Source organism: Dawidia cretensis, assembly GCF_018598175.1.
GTDB lineage: Bacteria > Bacteroidota > Bacteroidia > Cytophagales > Cyclobacteriaceae > Ohtaekwangia > Ohtaekwangia cretensis.
The window spans coordinates 1-15,116 of sequence record NZ_JAHESE010000052.1 but is presented as its reverse complement, the minus strand read 5'-3'; the positions used below and the strand labels follow the sequence as shown (position 1 = coordinate 15,116).

15 protein-coding genes and 1 pseudogene are annotated in these 15,116 nt (G+C 50.1%); 6 read left to right on the top strand and 10 right to left on the bottom strand.

The window, feature by feature from the left end:
* Window positions 1-35: 35 nt before the first annotated feature.
* Window positions 36-398, bottom strand: coding sequence for a DUF1987 domain-containing protein (locus tag KK062_RS28150; protein WP_254087726.1), 363 nt, complete (start codon window positions 396-398; stop codon window positions 36-38).
* A gap of 167 nt (window positions 399-565) precedes the next feature.
* Complete coding sequence (locus tag KK062_RS28145; RefSeq protein WP_254087725.1) at window positions 566-1,219, bottom strand: DUF1349 domain-containing protein; 654 nt, start codon at window positions 1,217-1,219, stop codon at window positions 566-568.
* A 279-nt stretch (window positions 1,220-1,498) separates the two neighbouring features.
* Between KK062_RS28145 and KK062_RS28140 the strand changes: the two genes are divergently transcribed.
* Entirely contained in the window at window positions 1,499-2,548 is a 1,050-nt protein-coding gene (locus KK062_RS28140) for an Ig-like domain-containing protein (RefSeq protein ID WP_254087724.1), read from the top strand.
* A 49-nt stretch (window positions 2,549-2,597) separates the two neighbouring features.
* On the opposite strand, the gene KK062_RS28135 is transcribed toward KK062_RS28140, so the two are convergent.
* Complete coding sequence (locus tag KK062_RS28135) at window positions 2,598-3,002, bottom strand: GlcG/HbpS family heme-binding protein (protein ID WP_254087723.1); 405 nt, start codon at window positions 3,000-3,002, stop codon at window positions 2,598-2,600.
* A gap of 35 nt (window positions 3,003-3,037) precedes the next feature.
* A complete protein-coding gene (locus KK062_RS28130; RefSeq protein WP_254087722.1) occupies window positions 3,038-3,736 on the bottom strand; it encodes a hypothetical protein in 699 nt (232 codons plus the stop codon).
* An 82-nt stretch (window positions 3,737-3,818) separates the two neighbouring features.
* Here KK062_RS28130 and KK062_RS28125 point away from each other — a divergent pair, with 82 nt between their 5' ends.
* The gene (locus KK062_RS28125) at window positions 3,819-4,703 is read left to right on the top strand and encodes a helix-turn-helix transcriptional regulator (protein WP_254087721.1); all 885 of its coding nucleotides are present in this window, start codon (window positions 3,819-3,821) and stop codon (window positions 4,701-4,703) included.
* 50 nt (window positions 4,704-4,753) lie between these two features.
* Window positions 4,754-5,818: an NADH:flavin oxidoreductase/NADH oxidase gene (locus KK062_RS28120; protein WP_254087720.1), complete on the top strand. Its 1,065-nt coding sequence runs from the start codon at window positions 4,754-4,756 to the stop codon at window positions 5,816-5,818.
* A gap of 56 nt (window positions 5,819-5,874) precedes the next feature.
* Here the strand turns inward: KK062_RS28120 and KK062_RS28115 are convergent, their stop codons facing one another.
* From KK062_RS28115 to KK062_RS28095, 5 genes are all read right to left on the bottom strand, one after another.
* On the bottom strand, window positions 5,875-6,306 hold the full coding sequence (locus KK062_RS28115; RefSeq protein WP_254087719.1) for a hypothetical protein: 432 nt from the start codon (window positions 6,304-6,306) through the stop codon (window positions 5,875-5,877).
* Window positions 6,307-6,334: 28 nt separating this feature from the next.
* Window positions 6,335-8,716, bottom strand: a complete 2,382-nt coding sequence (locus tag KK062_RS28110) for an alpha-L-rhamnosidase-related protein (protein ID WP_254087718.1) — start codon at window positions 8,714-8,716, stop codon at window positions 6,335-6,337.
* A 60-nt stretch (window positions 8,717-8,776) separates the two neighbouring features.
* Window positions 8,777-9,208 (bottom strand): nuclear transport factor 2 family protein, encoded by a 432-nt coding sequence (locus tag KK062_RS28105; RefSeq protein WP_254087717.1) that lies wholly within the window; start codon window positions 9,206-9,208, stop codon window positions 8,777-8,779.
* An 86-nt stretch (window positions 9,209-9,294) separates the two neighbouring features.
* Entirely contained in the window at window positions 9,295-9,513 is a 219-nt protein-coding gene (locus KK062_RS28100; protein ID WP_254087716.1) for a tautomerase family protein, read from the bottom strand.
* A gap of 11 nt (window positions 9,514-9,524) precedes the next feature.
* Window positions 9,525-10,067, bottom strand: a complete 543-nt coding sequence (locus tag KK062_RS28095) for a YceI family protein (RefSeq protein WP_254087715.1) — start codon at window positions 10,065-10,067, stop codon at window positions 9,525-9,527.
* A 233-nt stretch (window positions 10,068-10,300) separates the two neighbouring features.
* Between KK062_RS28095 and KK062_RS28090 the strand changes: the two genes are divergently transcribed.
* From KK062_RS28090 to KK062_RS28080, 3 genes are all read left to right on the top strand, one after another.
* Window positions 10,301-11,254: an SRPBCC family protein gene (locus KK062_RS28090; protein ID WP_254087714.1), complete on the top strand. Its 954-nt coding sequence runs from the start codon at window positions 10,301-10,303 to the stop codon at window positions 11,252-11,254.
* A gap of 10 nt (window positions 11,255-11,264) precedes the next feature.
* Entirely contained in the window at window positions 11,265-11,714 is a 450-nt protein-coding gene (locus KK062_RS28085) for a luciferase domain-containing protein (RefSeq protein WP_254087713.1), read from the top strand.
* Between the two features lie 102 nt (window positions 11,715-11,816).
* On the top strand, window positions 11,817-14,198 hold the full coding sequence (locus KK062_RS28080) for an ABC transporter permease (RefSeq protein ID WP_254087712.1): 2,382 nt from the start codon (window positions 11,817-11,819) through the stop codon (window positions 14,196-14,198).
* A 71-nt stretch (window positions 14,199-14,269) separates the two neighbouring features.
* On the opposite strand, the pseudogene KK062_RS28075 reads toward KK062_RS28080, so the two are convergent.
* Window positions 14,270-15,116 (bottom strand): annotated as a pseudogene (locus tag KK062_RS28075) (FAD-binding protein); the annotation flags it as partial.

Sequence of the window (15,116 nt, the reverse complement as noted above, 5' to 3'; positions counted from 1 at the left end):
ACGTACAGTATTGCCGCTCTCTTTTGGGACAATCGTTAGATCTTTTTGAATGTGAACGGTACCGTGAGCTCACTTTCAAACTCCTGCCCTGCTTCGAGCATGTCTTCGTCATCGTGGTGATAACACCATTCTATGGAGGCTCCGGGTATACTTTGCATGGTGTGCATCAGGCCAAAGATGATTTTGGCCGTGGCAGAATTAAAGTACTGCAACTGAATAGAAAAGATGGTCGTGGAATTCGGGCTTTGGAAGTATTCTTTGAACCACGCTAAGACCGGTGCAAAGAATTCTTCGGAGTCTTCCGGCAGCGAACGGCCTGAGATCTCGAAGATTCCATCTTTTTTGTTTAGGACAACCTTGGGGCTATACTGGGCTTCCTTCAGGTTCAATGCATTCATGTGTGCGGTTTGTTTAAAACACGGATACTTTAGCGTTCCGTTTGTACAGCGCTTGGGTGGGTGGGCTATACGCAAGATGCGAAAAATTACAACCGGCCTAGGGCCGGTTGTAAGATTTTATTAACAAATAAATGATTATCAGATATTTACAGACTGGCCGAGACGTGTTATTCGGCGTTTTTCTTTAGCCAATCCAGGCGACGCTGATCGGGCAGGTGTGTCACGTTGAAGCTCTCGAATTTCGCTTCGAAGCCTTTGCCATCGGGGCTGGCAGCCATGAGGCCTACCATCACCGGATGATTATCTTTTAACGGTGCATTGCGTGTCATGATATAGGTCTTATCATCGAGCGAGTAAAAAATCTCGACGGCGTCCAGACGGCGTACCACTTTGATCCAGATAAAGGGCGGTACTTTGTCGAGCGTGGTAACGCTCCAGTCGCTGGTGTGGTGCGTGACCACAGTGCTAACGTTAAACTTGCCATCGACAAACTCTACGCCGGTTTTTATATAGTTCTCGTGGTCGGTGCGAAGCATCAGGCCCATCTGGTCGAAGCGGGCTTTATAGGCGCCGGTGAGCTTTACTTTGGCTTCAAACTCGCCGCCATAGGTGGTATAGTAAAACGGCGCATCATCTACGGTAAAGCCATAGTGGGAGATACGCCAGTAGTCGCTTTGGGGCGTGACCGTCATGGTCAGAACATTGTTCTCGATCTTCCATTTGTCCGGCTCATTGAACCATTGCATTTTTTCGAGTGTCTGGGCATTTGCCGTGTGCAGGGCGCTGACCGTAAGGGCGCCTAGTATCATTTTTTTTATCATGCGGGTGTTCGATTGTTTAGGTCGGTAAATTACATTCTTTCCGGGCGGTGCGCTAACCGCCTGCATAGAAATCCTTCCGCCGTCACGATATTTTCCGGGATCGTTGATCGTCCCCGGATATACTACACTGTATGTATCCATACCGTTGGCGACAACGGGCCGTGGGGGTCCAGGAGTTTCAGTACACTTATCATCCGGTCTTGGGCGAAAATTACAAACCATTTTTTCCTGAAAATGCTTAGTTTCGCTTACAAATTAACACCCTCAAAAACCCCCTATATGAAAAGAAAAATCCAAAGCCTGCTATTGGTCACGATAGCCATGATGGCCTGGGCCTCCTGTAAAGAGGATGACGATGATGATGCCATTGCCGTCGCTTCCATCTCTTTAGATATTACTACCAAGACGCTTTCCCCCGGGGAGGAGTTTGATTTGACGGCCACGATCACCCCTTCGAATGCCGTTAACAAAGACGTTGACTGGAGCACGAGCGACGCCAACGTTGCTACGGTTGATGCCGATGGGCACGTAGTGGCGGTTGCCAAAGGAAGTGCTACGATTACTGTCAAGACGAACGACGGTGGAAAAACGGAGACCTGCGCGGTGGTGGTGATTACCCGCGTCACGGGCATAACGCTCAATACCACGGCAATGAAACTTTATATCGACGAAGACGCCACGCTGATTGCAATGGTCACGCCTAATGACGCCGACAACAAAGAAGTGGAATGGAGCAGTGACAACGAAGATGTTGCCACGATAGAAGATGGCTATGTTAGGGCGCTCTCTGCCGGCACCGCCACCCTATCCGCCACTACAGTCGATGGAGAGAAAACGGCTACCTGCACACTCACCGTGGCCGGCCAGTATATTTTCGACGATGTGTCCAAAGAAATCAGGACGACTGTCTATGGTGACTACCCCAGCGGCTATCAATTCTGGCTCTTCCCTACCGTCGAGGACGATGGTATTTTTCAAGGTGCCGACGAATATATCCTGGTCGATATTGCCCAGGAGAGGATGGGTACGCCCTTTACCCTTACCGAGGAGAATCCGAACAACTACGACCTGGACTGGCGGGTCACCTATCGCAACCATAAGGCCAATAGAATCTATGAAGGCTTCGGCTATGAAGACGCCATGGGTGACGTTAAAAGTGGTACCCTGTATGCGATGATAACGGGCGAAGACACCTTCGAAGTAACAATCGATGTTTTGTTTACGGACAATAAAAGATTCGCGGGTACGTACAAAGGCAAGTTTGTGAAGAACAATGAATTTTACGGCGAAAACGGCAGAAGAGCACCGGGTCGTGGGAGCAACTTATAACCGAAGCAACGGCATTACCCCTGGTCCATCGATGGGCCAGGGGGATGAGTTAACCAAATACCTGTTTAACAGCTTCTTTCGCCAGGCGTTCGTCGTCTGCTTCGGGCAAGCCGCTGATGCCGACGCCACCCACCACTACGCCGTTCTGGACAACGGGAACACCGCCACCAAAGCCGGTGATGCGCTCGTCGCCCCAGAAGGCAGGGTTGTCATTGCCGCGCATGCGGGCGCCCATCTTCATGGTGTCGGTGCGGTCGACGGCTGCGGTATACGCCTTATTCTGGGCAATCCGGCTTGCGGCAGGGCTGGTGCCGTCCATGCGAAGAAAACCGATTAGTTCCCCCTCCGGGCCGCAGATGGAAATAGCCACAGGCTTACTTTCTCCCGTTTGTGCTACAACGTACTGAATCAATAACAGTGCTTCTTCCGAGCTTATTTTCTGAATGTTATACATGGGCGTTCTAGTTGCTTTAAGCAATATAGAGATATTCAGACAACATTTTCAGGATTTGTACTACGGCTTCTAAAGAACCACCAGGCCATTACACCGAAGGTGACGTACACGAGCGGAAGGTAAAGCGTATCGTATAGATTGGCCGGGAACGCAGGTATGCCGCCATAGACGGTCAGCATGCGCAGAAGTAGTCGCAGGCCGTTGATGAACATAATCGCTTTGATGGCGTAGTGGTAGCGTGGGCTGGCAGGATATACCCCGGCAATAATGAAACTGCCAACGGTTTGTGAGAGACCGAGGGGGAAATATAAAGCTCGCTGTACCTGCTGGAACTGTGTTACGAAGGACACTATCGCTTCGCGACGTGTGACGTCCGTGGCGGCTGCGTATTCCGCCGGCAGGTGGACCTGGGTGTAGAACAGCTCGACGGACCGGAGGATGATTTCCAGCAGGAAGAATACAAAGAAACCTGTCAGTGCCAGCAAGCTGGAGGCTGTGTGTGTCTTGTAAATCGATAAGCACAGCACAAAAAAGATATAGAAGAGTCCAAACATTGAGAATAGCATCAGCCAGGAGCGCAGGATGCTCAGGGGCTGGGCACTAAACAGAAAATCTTCCAGCGGCGTGGGCGTGGCGGACGGCGCCTGGGCAAAAACCCACCATTGAAAGGTTTGCACCAGGATATACAGGACACATACAACCCCTGCCGCCACCTTCATTTTTGCTGTGATCATAACTTTTTGTACGAAGATATCGTACCTATTACCAACTTCAACAACCTTTGGGGGAATCCCCAAAATAGATAACGCAACATGCATGCAACGGACTGAAACGGCCGCGTACTACCAACGACTTCAAAATAGGGTGGCGGAGTATGTCGAGAATAATCTTACGGCCTCGTTTGGCATCCGTGAGCTGGCCGATTATACACATGTATCGTACTATCACCTGGCGGAGATCTTTCGGAGCACATATACCGAATCCCTGGGGCATTACATCACGCGGATAAAGCTGGAGCGGGCTGCTATGTTAAGCGCCTATACCCCACTCAACCTGAGTGAGATTGCCGACGCTACCGGTTTCGCCACAAAGCACTCGTTGTCAAAAGCTTTCACGAATCATTTCGGCTTTTCGCCTGGGAAGGCAAAAGCCTCCGTCATCCGAACAGACTCGATCAATGCGGTCATGGATGGCATTACGTCTGAGACGCAGTATCGTCACATCGTACAGTCTGACTTTCCATTTACGTTTAAACAACGCACACTGACGGGTGGGGTATTGGCCGGCTATACCTGGCATTTCGGCCATGCCTCGCCAGGTTATGAAGCGTCCATGCCCTACCTGGACGATCTTTTATCCATGACCATTGCCGGCCGGGCAAGGCGCTGTATCAAAATATTCGACTCCGTGAATTTTACGGCCCTGCGCGACTATCGGTTGTTTTATGGGATCTTCGCGGAAGACACGAGCATGTTGGCACCTCATTTTGACGGCCTGGCGCTTCCCATTCGTCGGGGAACCTATCTCGTGTTTGACGTACCGGCCGGGCATCGCGATGATATTAAACATCACATCACGCGCTTTCGCGAGAGCCTGGTGTGGTATAAGCAGATGTTTATACTACGCGACTTCTATGACTTCTTTCTTCTGCACGACGGGCCGGACAACGGTGGGGAGTATTATCTTTGCACCGGAGCTTAATCAAAGCAGACTTTCCATTTCAATCACCACGCGGTAAAATATAAAAGATCATGACAAAGCTATTTAGTCCCTTAACGATCAAGGGCGTGACGCTAAAGAATCGGATTGTTGTTTCACCTATGTGCCAATACTCTGCTGTTGACGGCTTCGCCAACGACTGGCATTTGGTTAACCTGGGGAGCCGGGCGGTGGGTGGTGCTGCGTTACTCATGGCAGAAGCCACGGGAGTATCTCCGGAAGGTCGTATATCTCCCCAGGACCTGGGGCTCTGGAAAGATGAGCACATCGGGAAGCTAACGCAAATTACGTCGTTCATCCAACAACAAGGAGGTGTCGCCGGCATTCAGCTGGCGCACGCGGGTAGAAAAGGAAGCACGCAGACGCCCTGGCTGGGACGCGGCGCGGTAGACATTAAAGATGGCGGCTGGGTGCCCGTTGCGCCCTCCCCCATTGCATTCTCGGCGAAGTATCCGATGCCCGTGGGGTTGGATGATACTGGATTGCGAAAGATTGTCGCTGACTTTGCATCGGCTACGGTGCGGGCGTTGCGAGCAGGGTTTCAGGTGATTGAAGTTCATGCATCGCATGGTTACTTGCTGCACCAGTTCCTGTCGCCATTAAGTAACCATCGTCAGGATGCTTACGGCGGGAGCTTTGAGAATCGCATACGGTTGTTGTTAGAAGTGATCGAGGCCGTGAAGGTCGTGCTGCCACAAGATGTGCCATTGTTTGTCCGGATACCGGGCACCGACTGGGCCGAAGGAGGATGGACGCCAGAAGATGCGGTAGCGCTTGCTGCTGTTCTAAAAGATCACGGCGTCGACGTCATGGACGTGACATCGGGCGGATTGGTGGAGCATCAAAAGATCACAGTGGGGCCCGCGTACCAGTTGCCCTTTGCCGCTAAGGTGAAGAAAGAAACGGGCGTGCTAACCTCAGCCGTCGGCATGATTACAAATCCTACGCAGGCCGAGTCAATTTTAGAGGACGGCGACGCGGACCTGATTATGATGGCCCGGGAGTTTCTGCGAGACCCGTATTTTCCGTTGCATGCAGCGCGTGAGCTAGGGGCGGAATTTCCGTGGCCGGTACAATATGAAAGGGCAAAGGAGTAAGTGCTCCCTGTCCAATATTCAGAAACCTAAAGGCCAGCCTTTAGACCTTGCTATGACTAGCGTATAAAGGGCTTTGGTTCCCGGTAAATCGTTGCCTGGTAATCTTCCAACGATTGTGGCGGATATATCTCTATAAAGTCCACATCGCTTCCCTGCACCGAGGCGGTGATGCCTTGTTCTGAAAAAACTATCTGATTGGATGTTTTGCCCGCGCGGGAGCGTACAACGGTCCTGGAAGCCCCGGCCTCCGCACCGCTTTTAAATTCTTCCCATAGCTTACTGGCAAGCTTGCCTGCCGACAGGTAAATCAGCTTCAGCTCATCCCCTTTGAAATAGAAGTATTGGCCATCGCCCAGTTGGACACGGTCTACGTCTGTGATCTTTTCGTAACGAACGTCTTTATCAATTTGATTTTCCCTGATTTGATGTTCCGCTATAAATTGGTCATACCGTAACGTCAAACATCGCTTGTAGTCGTTCCATGTCATGGAACAAAGATACGTCTTGTTTCGAAAATCAGATCACGAATGCATTGGCGCCGGGTTTAAGAACATAGGTCTTCGCCTTCCAATGCAAGATTCCAGTTGTCTTTACGGGAAGGTGAATATTGATTTTCGATTTGCCACCCGCCACTACATATTCTACGGAGATCTTTCCATTCGGGTGGGGGACCTCGCCTGCGACATTCGTCAAGGTGCCCAGGTGTGGTTCGATCTTTACGCGGGCAAAGCCGGGGGCATCGCTGTCGACGCCTAATACGGTTCGGAAGAATTCAATGTTCGGGCTGGCGCCCCAGGCATGGCATTCAGAACGTACTGTGGGCAGGCTGGAGTCTTCGGCCCACGTGGTGAGGCCCATGGCGATGTTTTCGCGCCAGATGCCCAGCCAACTCATGTAGTCATCACCCCGGCCCGCTTTTGCCAGTGCCTGATGCAGGTAGTATTTGAAATAGATCGTGCACTGGTTTAAGCTTTTGTCGTTCAGCAGACCGTTTGCCACGGCGGGCAGGTCCTGACTCTCGACGATGCCCGCCAGTATAGCCAGCGCGTTGACATGCTGCGAGAAAGCATCTCTGTCTTTTGTGTCGGCATATAGCTTCCTGGTCGGGTCCCAATATTTTCGTTGGATGGTAGCCTTTAGTTGCAGGGCCTTTTCATCGTATATCGCCGCCAGATCTTTCAGCCCCATGGTTTGTTCCATGTCTCTCGCCCACTGGTATGCCAGGAGTAATTGCAGGTCATAGATGGCGGCGCTTCCGTCCGTCCCTTCAATTCGGCCCCACATGTTGCCGGCCCAGTCGACAAACGTCCAGTATGGAGTATCTTTTAAGGATCCATCGGCCTGTTGATATTTGCTAAAAAAGTCCAATATCCCTCGGGCACCCATCAATTTATCTTTGACAAAGTCGCTGTCGTTTCGGTACATCCAATAATCGTGCAGCATGCCGATGTACCACAATGAAAATGGCGATATGATCTGCGTGCCTTTGGTGGGATAACAGCTGCGGGTGATGCCTTCTGCGATACGCGAATGGTCGATCTGGGTGAGGGCATTGCGGGCCAGCCGGTCGTCGTCGGTGTTATAGTATGAGATCATGGCCTGGATGCGGGTGTCACCAATGTATTGCAACTGCTCGTAGTACGGACAGTCCATATAGGTTTCCCAAGCATTGAGTCTTGCGGTGCGCCAGCCAATGTCGATTATTTGCTTTATCTCGGTATTGTCCGTTTTAAATACGGCTGTTTGTACAAACGGATAGCCGGTAAACGTACCGTATAGATCGTCGATAACCAACGGGTCGTTTTTCGTTTTTACGAAGACCTTTATGTAACGATACGTGCGGAAATTCAATGTCGTGAACGTCTGATCTTTGCCGCCATTGGAAATAATACTATCCTTCCGGCCTATAAAATCTTTGCCGTCAACATCATTCCGATTGCTTTTACGCGTTCCGTTACTGCCTTTGTCGTAAAGCGTTTCCGCATAGCCCAGTGAGATGCCGGCGTCTGTGCCGCCGCTAAAGTTTAGCGTTACGTAGGCGTTTGTTTCGAATGTCTGGTCCAGGAGTAGCGAAACCGATGTATTGGCGGGAATGGTCAGCGGTGTCTTCTTTTCCGGAAAGGTTGCGGGAACGTTGATGCCTTGTGCACTGCGCAGTTTAAGAATGCGCTGGTATGTCATTTCCCGCGGCGGCAACAACGACGGTACCAACGCCCAGTCTATGCCCCAGGCCATGCCTTTGAGCTTTCCTTCCAGTACTTTGACAGCCATCGGCCAGTTGGCATCATCAAAATTTCCGGCTGTCCATGGGCCCTTGACTGTCTGACGCATGTCTACCATTTCACCCTTGCTGGCAGAAAAGAAATAACCCGGGATGGGTTGATGGCCGATGTCCCGAAAACATTTCCAGGTATTGTTGGTATTGAGTACGTCTTCCGCCTGCGAACTGCCCTGCACAATAAAGCCTGTGCGCACGCTGATCTGGGCTTCGGGACGGTACTCGGCTTCATTCCACACGAGCGCGGCGACGGTATTCTTTCCGGACACGAGGTAGGGCGCCAAATCGACTGTTTCGTAATTCCAATAATACGTGTCACCACGGGCCGGGCCGAGCGACACGAGCACGTCGTTGACATATAGCTTATACCGATTGTCTGCGGATACGTACACGACGAACGTTGCAGGCTTCGCCGCCAGCACTACGTTCTTGCGAAAGTAGTAGACGCCATATTCGTTACCGGTGATATTCGGTGGGGCGATCCACTCGGCGGCCCAGGGCCGCACGGTGAGCGGCGCTTTTGTCGATTGACAGTACCCCACCCTTGTACCGGGATACATAAATGCGATTACGATGATGCTGCGGGAAAGAAACCAACCCACTGCTTTTTCTGGCGCCATTGTCAGCATATGTTATATCTTCCTGGAAATAAGAACCAGTCAAAGATATAACATAAGTTTTTATCCAGGCATCCCGTAGTGTCCTGATCGCCCCCCAGCAGGGTACTGTCGCCATTGCGCGACGTCAGACATCATTTTGTTGACGATCACCCAACGCCCATCGATCTTGTGAAAGGATAAAAACTCGTCGTAGTTAAAATCATACATCTTTACGTGCACCTTCGCCATCGCGATCGAGTTGACCGTTTCGATGGAGACGATCGTGCCTTTAAAGGGCGCGCCGGCATCTTGGGGGCTCACCCGGTTCTTCACACCTTCGAGATAAACATCGTAGGCCTTTGCATAGGGTTGACCTTTCACATCTCCGAATAACAGCGTGCCGGGATGCAGCACTTTTTTCAATGCGTCCAAATCACCTTCGTAGATGCCCTTGAAGTAGTAATTTTCCAGCGCTTGCGAAATTGCGAGTGAATCCTGTTGATTGTTTTTCATGGCTTTAGCGGTTTGCGCTTTTAATATCCCGGGTGTCCAGGATATTAAAGCGATTAGGAAGAGTATTTTCATGATTCATGACGTGACTACTTTTTGTCGGCGGTGATGCCCCTTTCACGCAGCACCGAAACTTGCTCACCGGCATATCCCCAGTCGTCCAGGTTGATTTCCTGGATCACGACGTGCGTTAAATGTGGGTCTTTGTTCAATACGTCGGTAACCAGGTCGGTCACGCCTTTGATCAGCTGCTGTTTTTGTTTGCGAGTTACACCTTCGCGTGTCAGCTCTATTTTAATGTATGGCATAGTGGTGGTGGTTATACAGTGACAGAAACATCTTTTTTTACGGCTTTGGCCGTGAGCGTTACGTTCAGCTCAAAATCATTGTAGATCAGTGTGTCGCCCAGGTTCTGGAAGAAATTGCCGGAGCGAAATTTCATTTCATATTTTGTGCGGTCTACGATCACCCGGGCCGAGGCCGTCAGAAGGGTATTGCCGGCGTTTGCTGATATGTCGAAACTAACAGGATGTTTGATTCCTTTGATGGTCAGGTCCGCTTCCACGCGATCGCCATTCACAGAAATAATGTCCAATACGGCTTCGGGGAATTCCTCAATGGAGAAGAAGTCGTCTGACGCCAGGTGCGTTAACATTTGCGTGTTGGTGGCGGGATCGAGTATATCCAGAATTTTGATGCTCGCCGTGTTCACGACCACGGTGCCGCCTACGACTTTGCCCCCATTCAATATTATTTCACCCTCCTTTACGTCGATGGTACCATCGTGCGCGCCGGTAACTTTTTTACCGATCCATTCGATTTTACTTTGTTCCGGTACAATCTTAAAAATCTCGTTTTTCATTTTGCTGTGTTTTAATTTATATACGAATTAACGTGGGTTTCTGTGGGAAGTCGCGTGACCTATGTCACAATCAGACGGGAGCGATGCGTAATGTGATGTAGATCACTTTTAAGATAAATGTCGGTGTTGCCATGGGGGAGTCTGTTCTGAGGGTCATTAAATCATATTTTCAATAAATATTGAAAGTTTAATACATTACAGTATATTTGCCTCATGATCTAATATCAGGCTTTATGGAAAATGAGGTAACGGGAAATCCGGGGGCGCGCTATGCGGTCCTAAAAGGAATTGTATTTTCTAACATCTTCGCGGTCGTGGCTTTTGCGCTCGCGTACTGGCTTGCAAATTATGACGATATGTCGGGCGGCATACTGTCCCTGGCGGAGTTTGTTCTGGTGCCTATCGGGATGGGTATTATTGCCATGTGGTATTGGCGGCGCCGGCAGGAACGGTTGGTCGCATTGCTCCCTTTTGCTCTCCTGAATACAGTCATTGCTATTATGTTGAGTGCTGTGTTTATGGGCGAGGGCGTGATCTGCCTCATTATCGTCTCGCCTCTGCTGTTGGGGTTTATGTGGGTAGGGGTGTTCATTGGCAAATATATTTTTAACGATGACCAGAGAACGTTTAGGGTCAGTACACTCTGTCTTTATATCATCCTGTTTTTTGCCGACGTATTTGCGTTCCATGGGCACTCTAATATTGTATCCGATGAAATGATCATTCAAGCACCGCCCAATGTTGTATGGAATTACGTTGCCGCTCATCCACTGAATACCACCGAACCCGATTATTGGCTTTTTTCCTTAGGCCTCCCCTGCCCCGTTCAATCTACCGTTTCGGGATTCGCGGTAGGCGATGAACGGAAATGTATTTTTAGTAATGGGGCTACGTTTGACGAGGTTATTGTCGAAAGTGTTCGGGATTCTGTTTTTACATTTGATATCGTGAAGCAACCTCACGATCCTGAGATCATTGGCCATATCAATATTGAACGCGGCCAGTTTATATTAACGCCTCGTGCCGACGGCACAACGTTACTCACCGGTAATAGCTGGTACACCTTAAAAGTATACCCGGCCTGGTATTACGATCTCTGGGCGGTTGATATCACCCGCCATGTTCACTTACGCGCGATGGATCATATCAAACGACTGGCCGAGAAAGATGTTCAGGTTCATCGTTAACCATTTGAAGGTGCTTAAGCACGTTCCTTTTTTTGCGCTTTGGTTTGATGCGGCGATGATGATCTGGAATATACTGTTCTCGCCTGAAATATATCGGACGATCGAAGCGATCGAAAGCGAAGTATCGGATTGGAAGGGCGTCTCCAGATCCCTGCATAAGTTCGGTGGACTTCAATTTAACTATGCGGGAAGAGAGCTGGGGCACATTCACAGTCAGGGCATCCTGGATGTTTTGTTCACCCGTAAAATGAAGCAGCGTTTGATTCAGGACGGGAAGGCAAGCGAGCATCATACCTTCCAGCAGTCGGGTTGGGTCAGTTTTTATATCCGATCTTCGGAAGACTTTACGGGGGCCATGCTTCTCATGGTGTTATCCTATCAAAGGGTTGCCGGGTCCGAGCCACGCGAAGGATATACGCGAAGCTTGCAGATTCCACTGTCCGCTCACGGTCAAGAATGACTCGGGAGCGGACATCGCTGTCCTTCAAATGCCCTGGAATTGGGCTTTTCGTTCCTGGCATCCTTATTGACCACACGTCTCCGTTACCTTAACCTGTTTTCCATGATTAAAAGCTATTTTCTTGTAGCCTTCCGCGCCCTGAAGCGCAATAAGCTTCATGCTTCCATCAATATCATCGGCCTGGCTATCGGCATGACCTGCTGCATACTGATCGCGCTATTTGTTCAGTTCGAGCTCGGTTATGACCGTCAGAACAAAAATGCAAACCGCATATACCGGCTGGCTGTAGACCTGGAGGCTAACAATTGGGCCATTTCTGCCTTTCCTTTGGGTGCGCTCTTGAAAGAGAATTATCCGGAGGTCGAGAATTATACACGCATTAAACCGGTGGAAGTATTCATGCAAAATTCTTCCGGTGCGTTGTTCAAGAATAAAGAAAAAGTCTTCTACGCCGATTCCACGGTGTTTGATGTATTGGATATTCGCCTCATCAAGGGAAATCCGGTGACGGCGCTGGCAGAAGTAAACTCAATCGTCGTTACGCCGGAGGCGGCAAAAGCCTATTTTGGCGACCAGGATCCGATCGGCAAAACACTCACGATGCTGGGGAACAAAAAGGAGTTTGTCATTACCGGTATATTCGAACCGCTGCCATCCAATTCCCACGTTCATATGAATATGATGGCTTCTTCCGAAAGCTTCGAATCCATGCGTGCCGATTCGAAGGTAGGCTTCAACTCGCTGACCAATCACTACACGTACGTGGTTCTTCCGGAAGGCATCGATCATCTTTCTTTTGAAAAGACGATATCGTCTTTTCTCGATAAATACCAGAATATACAAGCAGGAGACGATCCAAATGTGATTCGCCTTCAGCCCCTGACATCCATTCACCTGCACTCCAACCGAGGACTGGAGATTGAAGCCAATGGGAATATGAATACGGTATATACCTTGTCGGCGATCGCATTCTTTATCCTCATTATCGCCTGCATCAATTTCATGAACCTGACCACGGCACAGTCGCTAAAACGGGCACGCGAAGTGGGAATCCGAAAAGTAGTGGGTAGCCAAAAGCGTCAACTGATCTTTCAGTTTCTGAGTGAGTCCGTCGTCATCAGCTTCCTGTCGTTGACATTGGCCATTGTCTTGTTGACGCTGATTGTTCCGCAGTTTAACTTTATCTCCGGCAAGGAGATTGTCATCAATCCGCTGAAAAACTCGCTCATCGTTTTCATCTTTACGGGCATCACGTTATTTGTCGGTCTCTTTGCCGGAACGTACCCTGCGTTTTTCCTCTCCAGCTTCAAGCCGTCATCGGTATTAAAAGGTAACTTCATTGGTAATATCGGTGGCCAGGTGCTACGAAAAGGATTGGTGGTATTTCAGTTTGCCATCGCCTTTTTGATCATGGTAGGAACGTATGTTGTGTACTCCCAACTGAACTACATGCTTACTAAGAACATGGGTTTTGACCGCGAACAGACCCTGGTGCTTACAATGCCCCGGGACAGTGTGGGTGATCGCAGCATCAAAAATGAAATGGCCCGACTGGCCGGCGTCACCAGCGTCACGCGGTTTAACGAAATACCCGGCAAAATGGTCAACACGACCAATCTTTGGTATGAAGGGGTTAAGGATAATCAGGCGGAGAACCTGTATATCTTTAGCGGCGATGCGGACCTGTTAAAGACCATGGGCATAAAATTAAAAGCCGGAGGTTATTTTGGCGAAGATACCCAGCAATTCGGCAAGGAGTTCGTGATCAACGAGACGGCCCTCAAACACTTTGGCTGGAAGCCGGAGGAAGCCATTGGTAAGCTCATGGAGTTTGGTGAACGCGGAAGCGAACCCGGGAAGGTCATTGGCGTGATCGAGGATTTCCATTTCAAGCACCTCCATGACGTTATCGATCCACTTGTGTTATATCTCAATCCACATTATGAAGGCCGATACATGGCGTTGAAAGTCAACACCAACGACATGCAGGCTATGGTGACGGCAATCGAACAGAAATGGAAAAATCTTCTTCCGCAATATGAATTCGAGTATCAGTTCCTGGATGAGAGTTTTGATAGGCTCTTTGACCAGGAAAAACGACTCGGACAGTTATTCGGAATATTTTCTGCCCTGGCCATCTTTATATCCTGCCTCGGCCTGTTCGGATTGGCCTCCTTTACGATGGAGCAAAGCCGCAAAGCCGTTGCCGTGCGTAAAGTATTGGGCGCCTCGGTACTGAATATTGTCGTGATGATGTCAAAAAGCTTTTTGAAGCTGGTGTTGCTGGGCATGTTACTGGCCGCTCCGCTGGCGTATTTTGCAGCTACGAAATGGTTACAAGGCTTTGCCTACAATGTAGGTTTCACCTGGATCGTATATATATACGCCGCGTTCCTAGCCATGTTTGTTGCCTTTGCTACGGTGAGTTATCACTCGCTAAAAACCGCGCGAACGAATCCGGTAAATGCCTTGAAGGCACAATAGCCTTTCTATAATAGGATGTCGTATAACAGCCCCTGGTCCATGAAAGATCAGGGGCTGTTATTTTTAATACGCTATGCCAGGAGTGTTTCTCCCAGTCCGTCATGGCATAGTCCCCAGGCGTCGATCTGCTGGTTATTAAAGGCGTTTCGTACTGCTGGTTGCAATAATTCCCGCCGAGCCTTCTTCCAGGCATCGATGCGTGCCTGTCCGTAGCCTTTGATCATACGGTCATGGTTCAGTCCGCACTGTTTGCCCCAGTGAAACGTATAGGGTATGCTTGCCTCGTCCAGTCTGCGCCAGGCTTCTTCGATGAATTTCAGCATTCGCTGAGACCATACACAGTCGAGCTCCAGCACACAGGTCTGCGGAGCGAAATGAGTAAAGCCGAGCGTGGCCGCCGTGGACTTCACAAAACGCAGGGCATAGACGCCGGCAAAGGGGCCGAAACGATTGTCGCCATTGAGCTCGAGCATAAGGTTCAGCACGCGGTTGACTTCTTCCATTGGCATGCCCATGGCCGTGCTGATAAGCTTGCCGCGAAGCTCGGTGTCGCCGAAGATCTCCCCGCGTGTTCCGACAACGTTGTGAAAAGTTTTGTAGGACGCTTTTACCACGTTGTTGACGATCATCGGGACCGAGGCCGGTATGGCATCTGACGCCAGCCCAATAAAGGCTGGGGCATCATCGCCTGGTCCGAAGCCCGAACTGGTGTCTGGAGGCGTGTATTGATCGGTATACGCCCGTTTGTACATCGTTGTGACATATGCCCCATTGGCCATGTCGTGCGGGTTAAACGTGATCTGAAAATGATGGGGGAGCTCGCTTCCATGGGGCAAGAAGTTGGCGTTCGCGAAATCGAGTGTCTCCAACAGGGGACGCAACGCCGGGTTTGTTTCGCGCTGCCGGTAGCATTCCAAT

Excerpts from the sequence above, each read along its gene's own strand:
- KK062_RS28130 (WP_254087722.1), bottom strand. The coding sequence starts at position 3,736 with ATGATCACAGCAAAAATGAAGGTGGCGGCAGGGGTTGTATGTGTCCTG.
- KK062_RS28100 (WP_254087716.1), bottom strand. The coding sequence starts at position 9,513 with ATGCCATACATTAAAATAGAGCTGACACGCGAAGGTGTAACTCGCAAA.
- KK062_RS28115 (WP_254087719.1), bottom strand. The coding sequence starts at position 6,306 with ATGACATGGAACGACTACAAGCGATGTTTGACGTTACGGTATGACCAA.
- KK062_RS28105 (WP_254087717.1), bottom strand. The coding sequence starts at position 9,208 with ATGAAAAACAATCAACAGGATTCACTCGCAATTTCGCAAGCGCTGGAA.
- KK062_RS28125 (WP_254087721.1), top strand. The coding sequence starts at position 3,819 with ATGCAACGGACTGAAACGGCCGCGTACTACCAACGACTTCAAAATAGG.
- KK062_RS28120 (WP_254087720.1), top strand. The coding sequence starts at position 4,754 with ATGACAAAGCTATTTAGTCCCTTAACGATCAAGGGCGTGACGCTAAAG.
- KK062_RS28135 (WP_254087723.1), bottom strand. The coding sequence starts at position 3,002 with ATGTATAACATTCAGAAAATAAGCTCGGAAGAAGCACTGTTATTGATT.
- KK062_RS28095 (WP_254087715.1), bottom strand. The coding sequence starts at position 10,067 with ATGAAAAACGAGATTTTTAAGATTGTACCGGAACAAAGTAAAATCGAA.
- KK062_RS28150 (WP_254087726.1), bottom strand. The coding sequence starts at position 398 with ATGAATGCATTGAACCTGAAGGAAGCCCAGTATAGCCCCAAGGTTGTC.
- KK062_RS28140 (WP_254087724.1), top strand. The coding sequence starts at position 1,499 with ATGAAAAGAAAAATCCAAAGCCTGCTATTGGTCACGATAGCCATGATG.
- KK062_RS28090 (WP_254087714.1), top strand. The coding sequence starts at position 10,301 with ATGGAAAATGAGGTAACGGGAAATCCGGGGGCGCGCTATGCGGTCCTA.
- KK062_RS28080 (WP_254087712.1), top strand. The coding sequence starts at position 11,817 with ATGATTAAAAGCTATTTTCTTGTAGCCTTCCGCGCCCTGAAGCGCAAT.
- KK062_RS28110 (WP_254087718.1), bottom strand. The coding sequence starts at position 8,716 with ATGGCGCCAGAAAAAGCAGTGGGTTGGTTTCTTTCCCGCAGCATCATC.
- KK062_RS28145 (WP_254087725.1), bottom strand. The coding sequence starts at position 1,219 with ATGATAAAAAAAATGATACTAGGCGCCCTTACGGTCAGCGCCCTGCAC.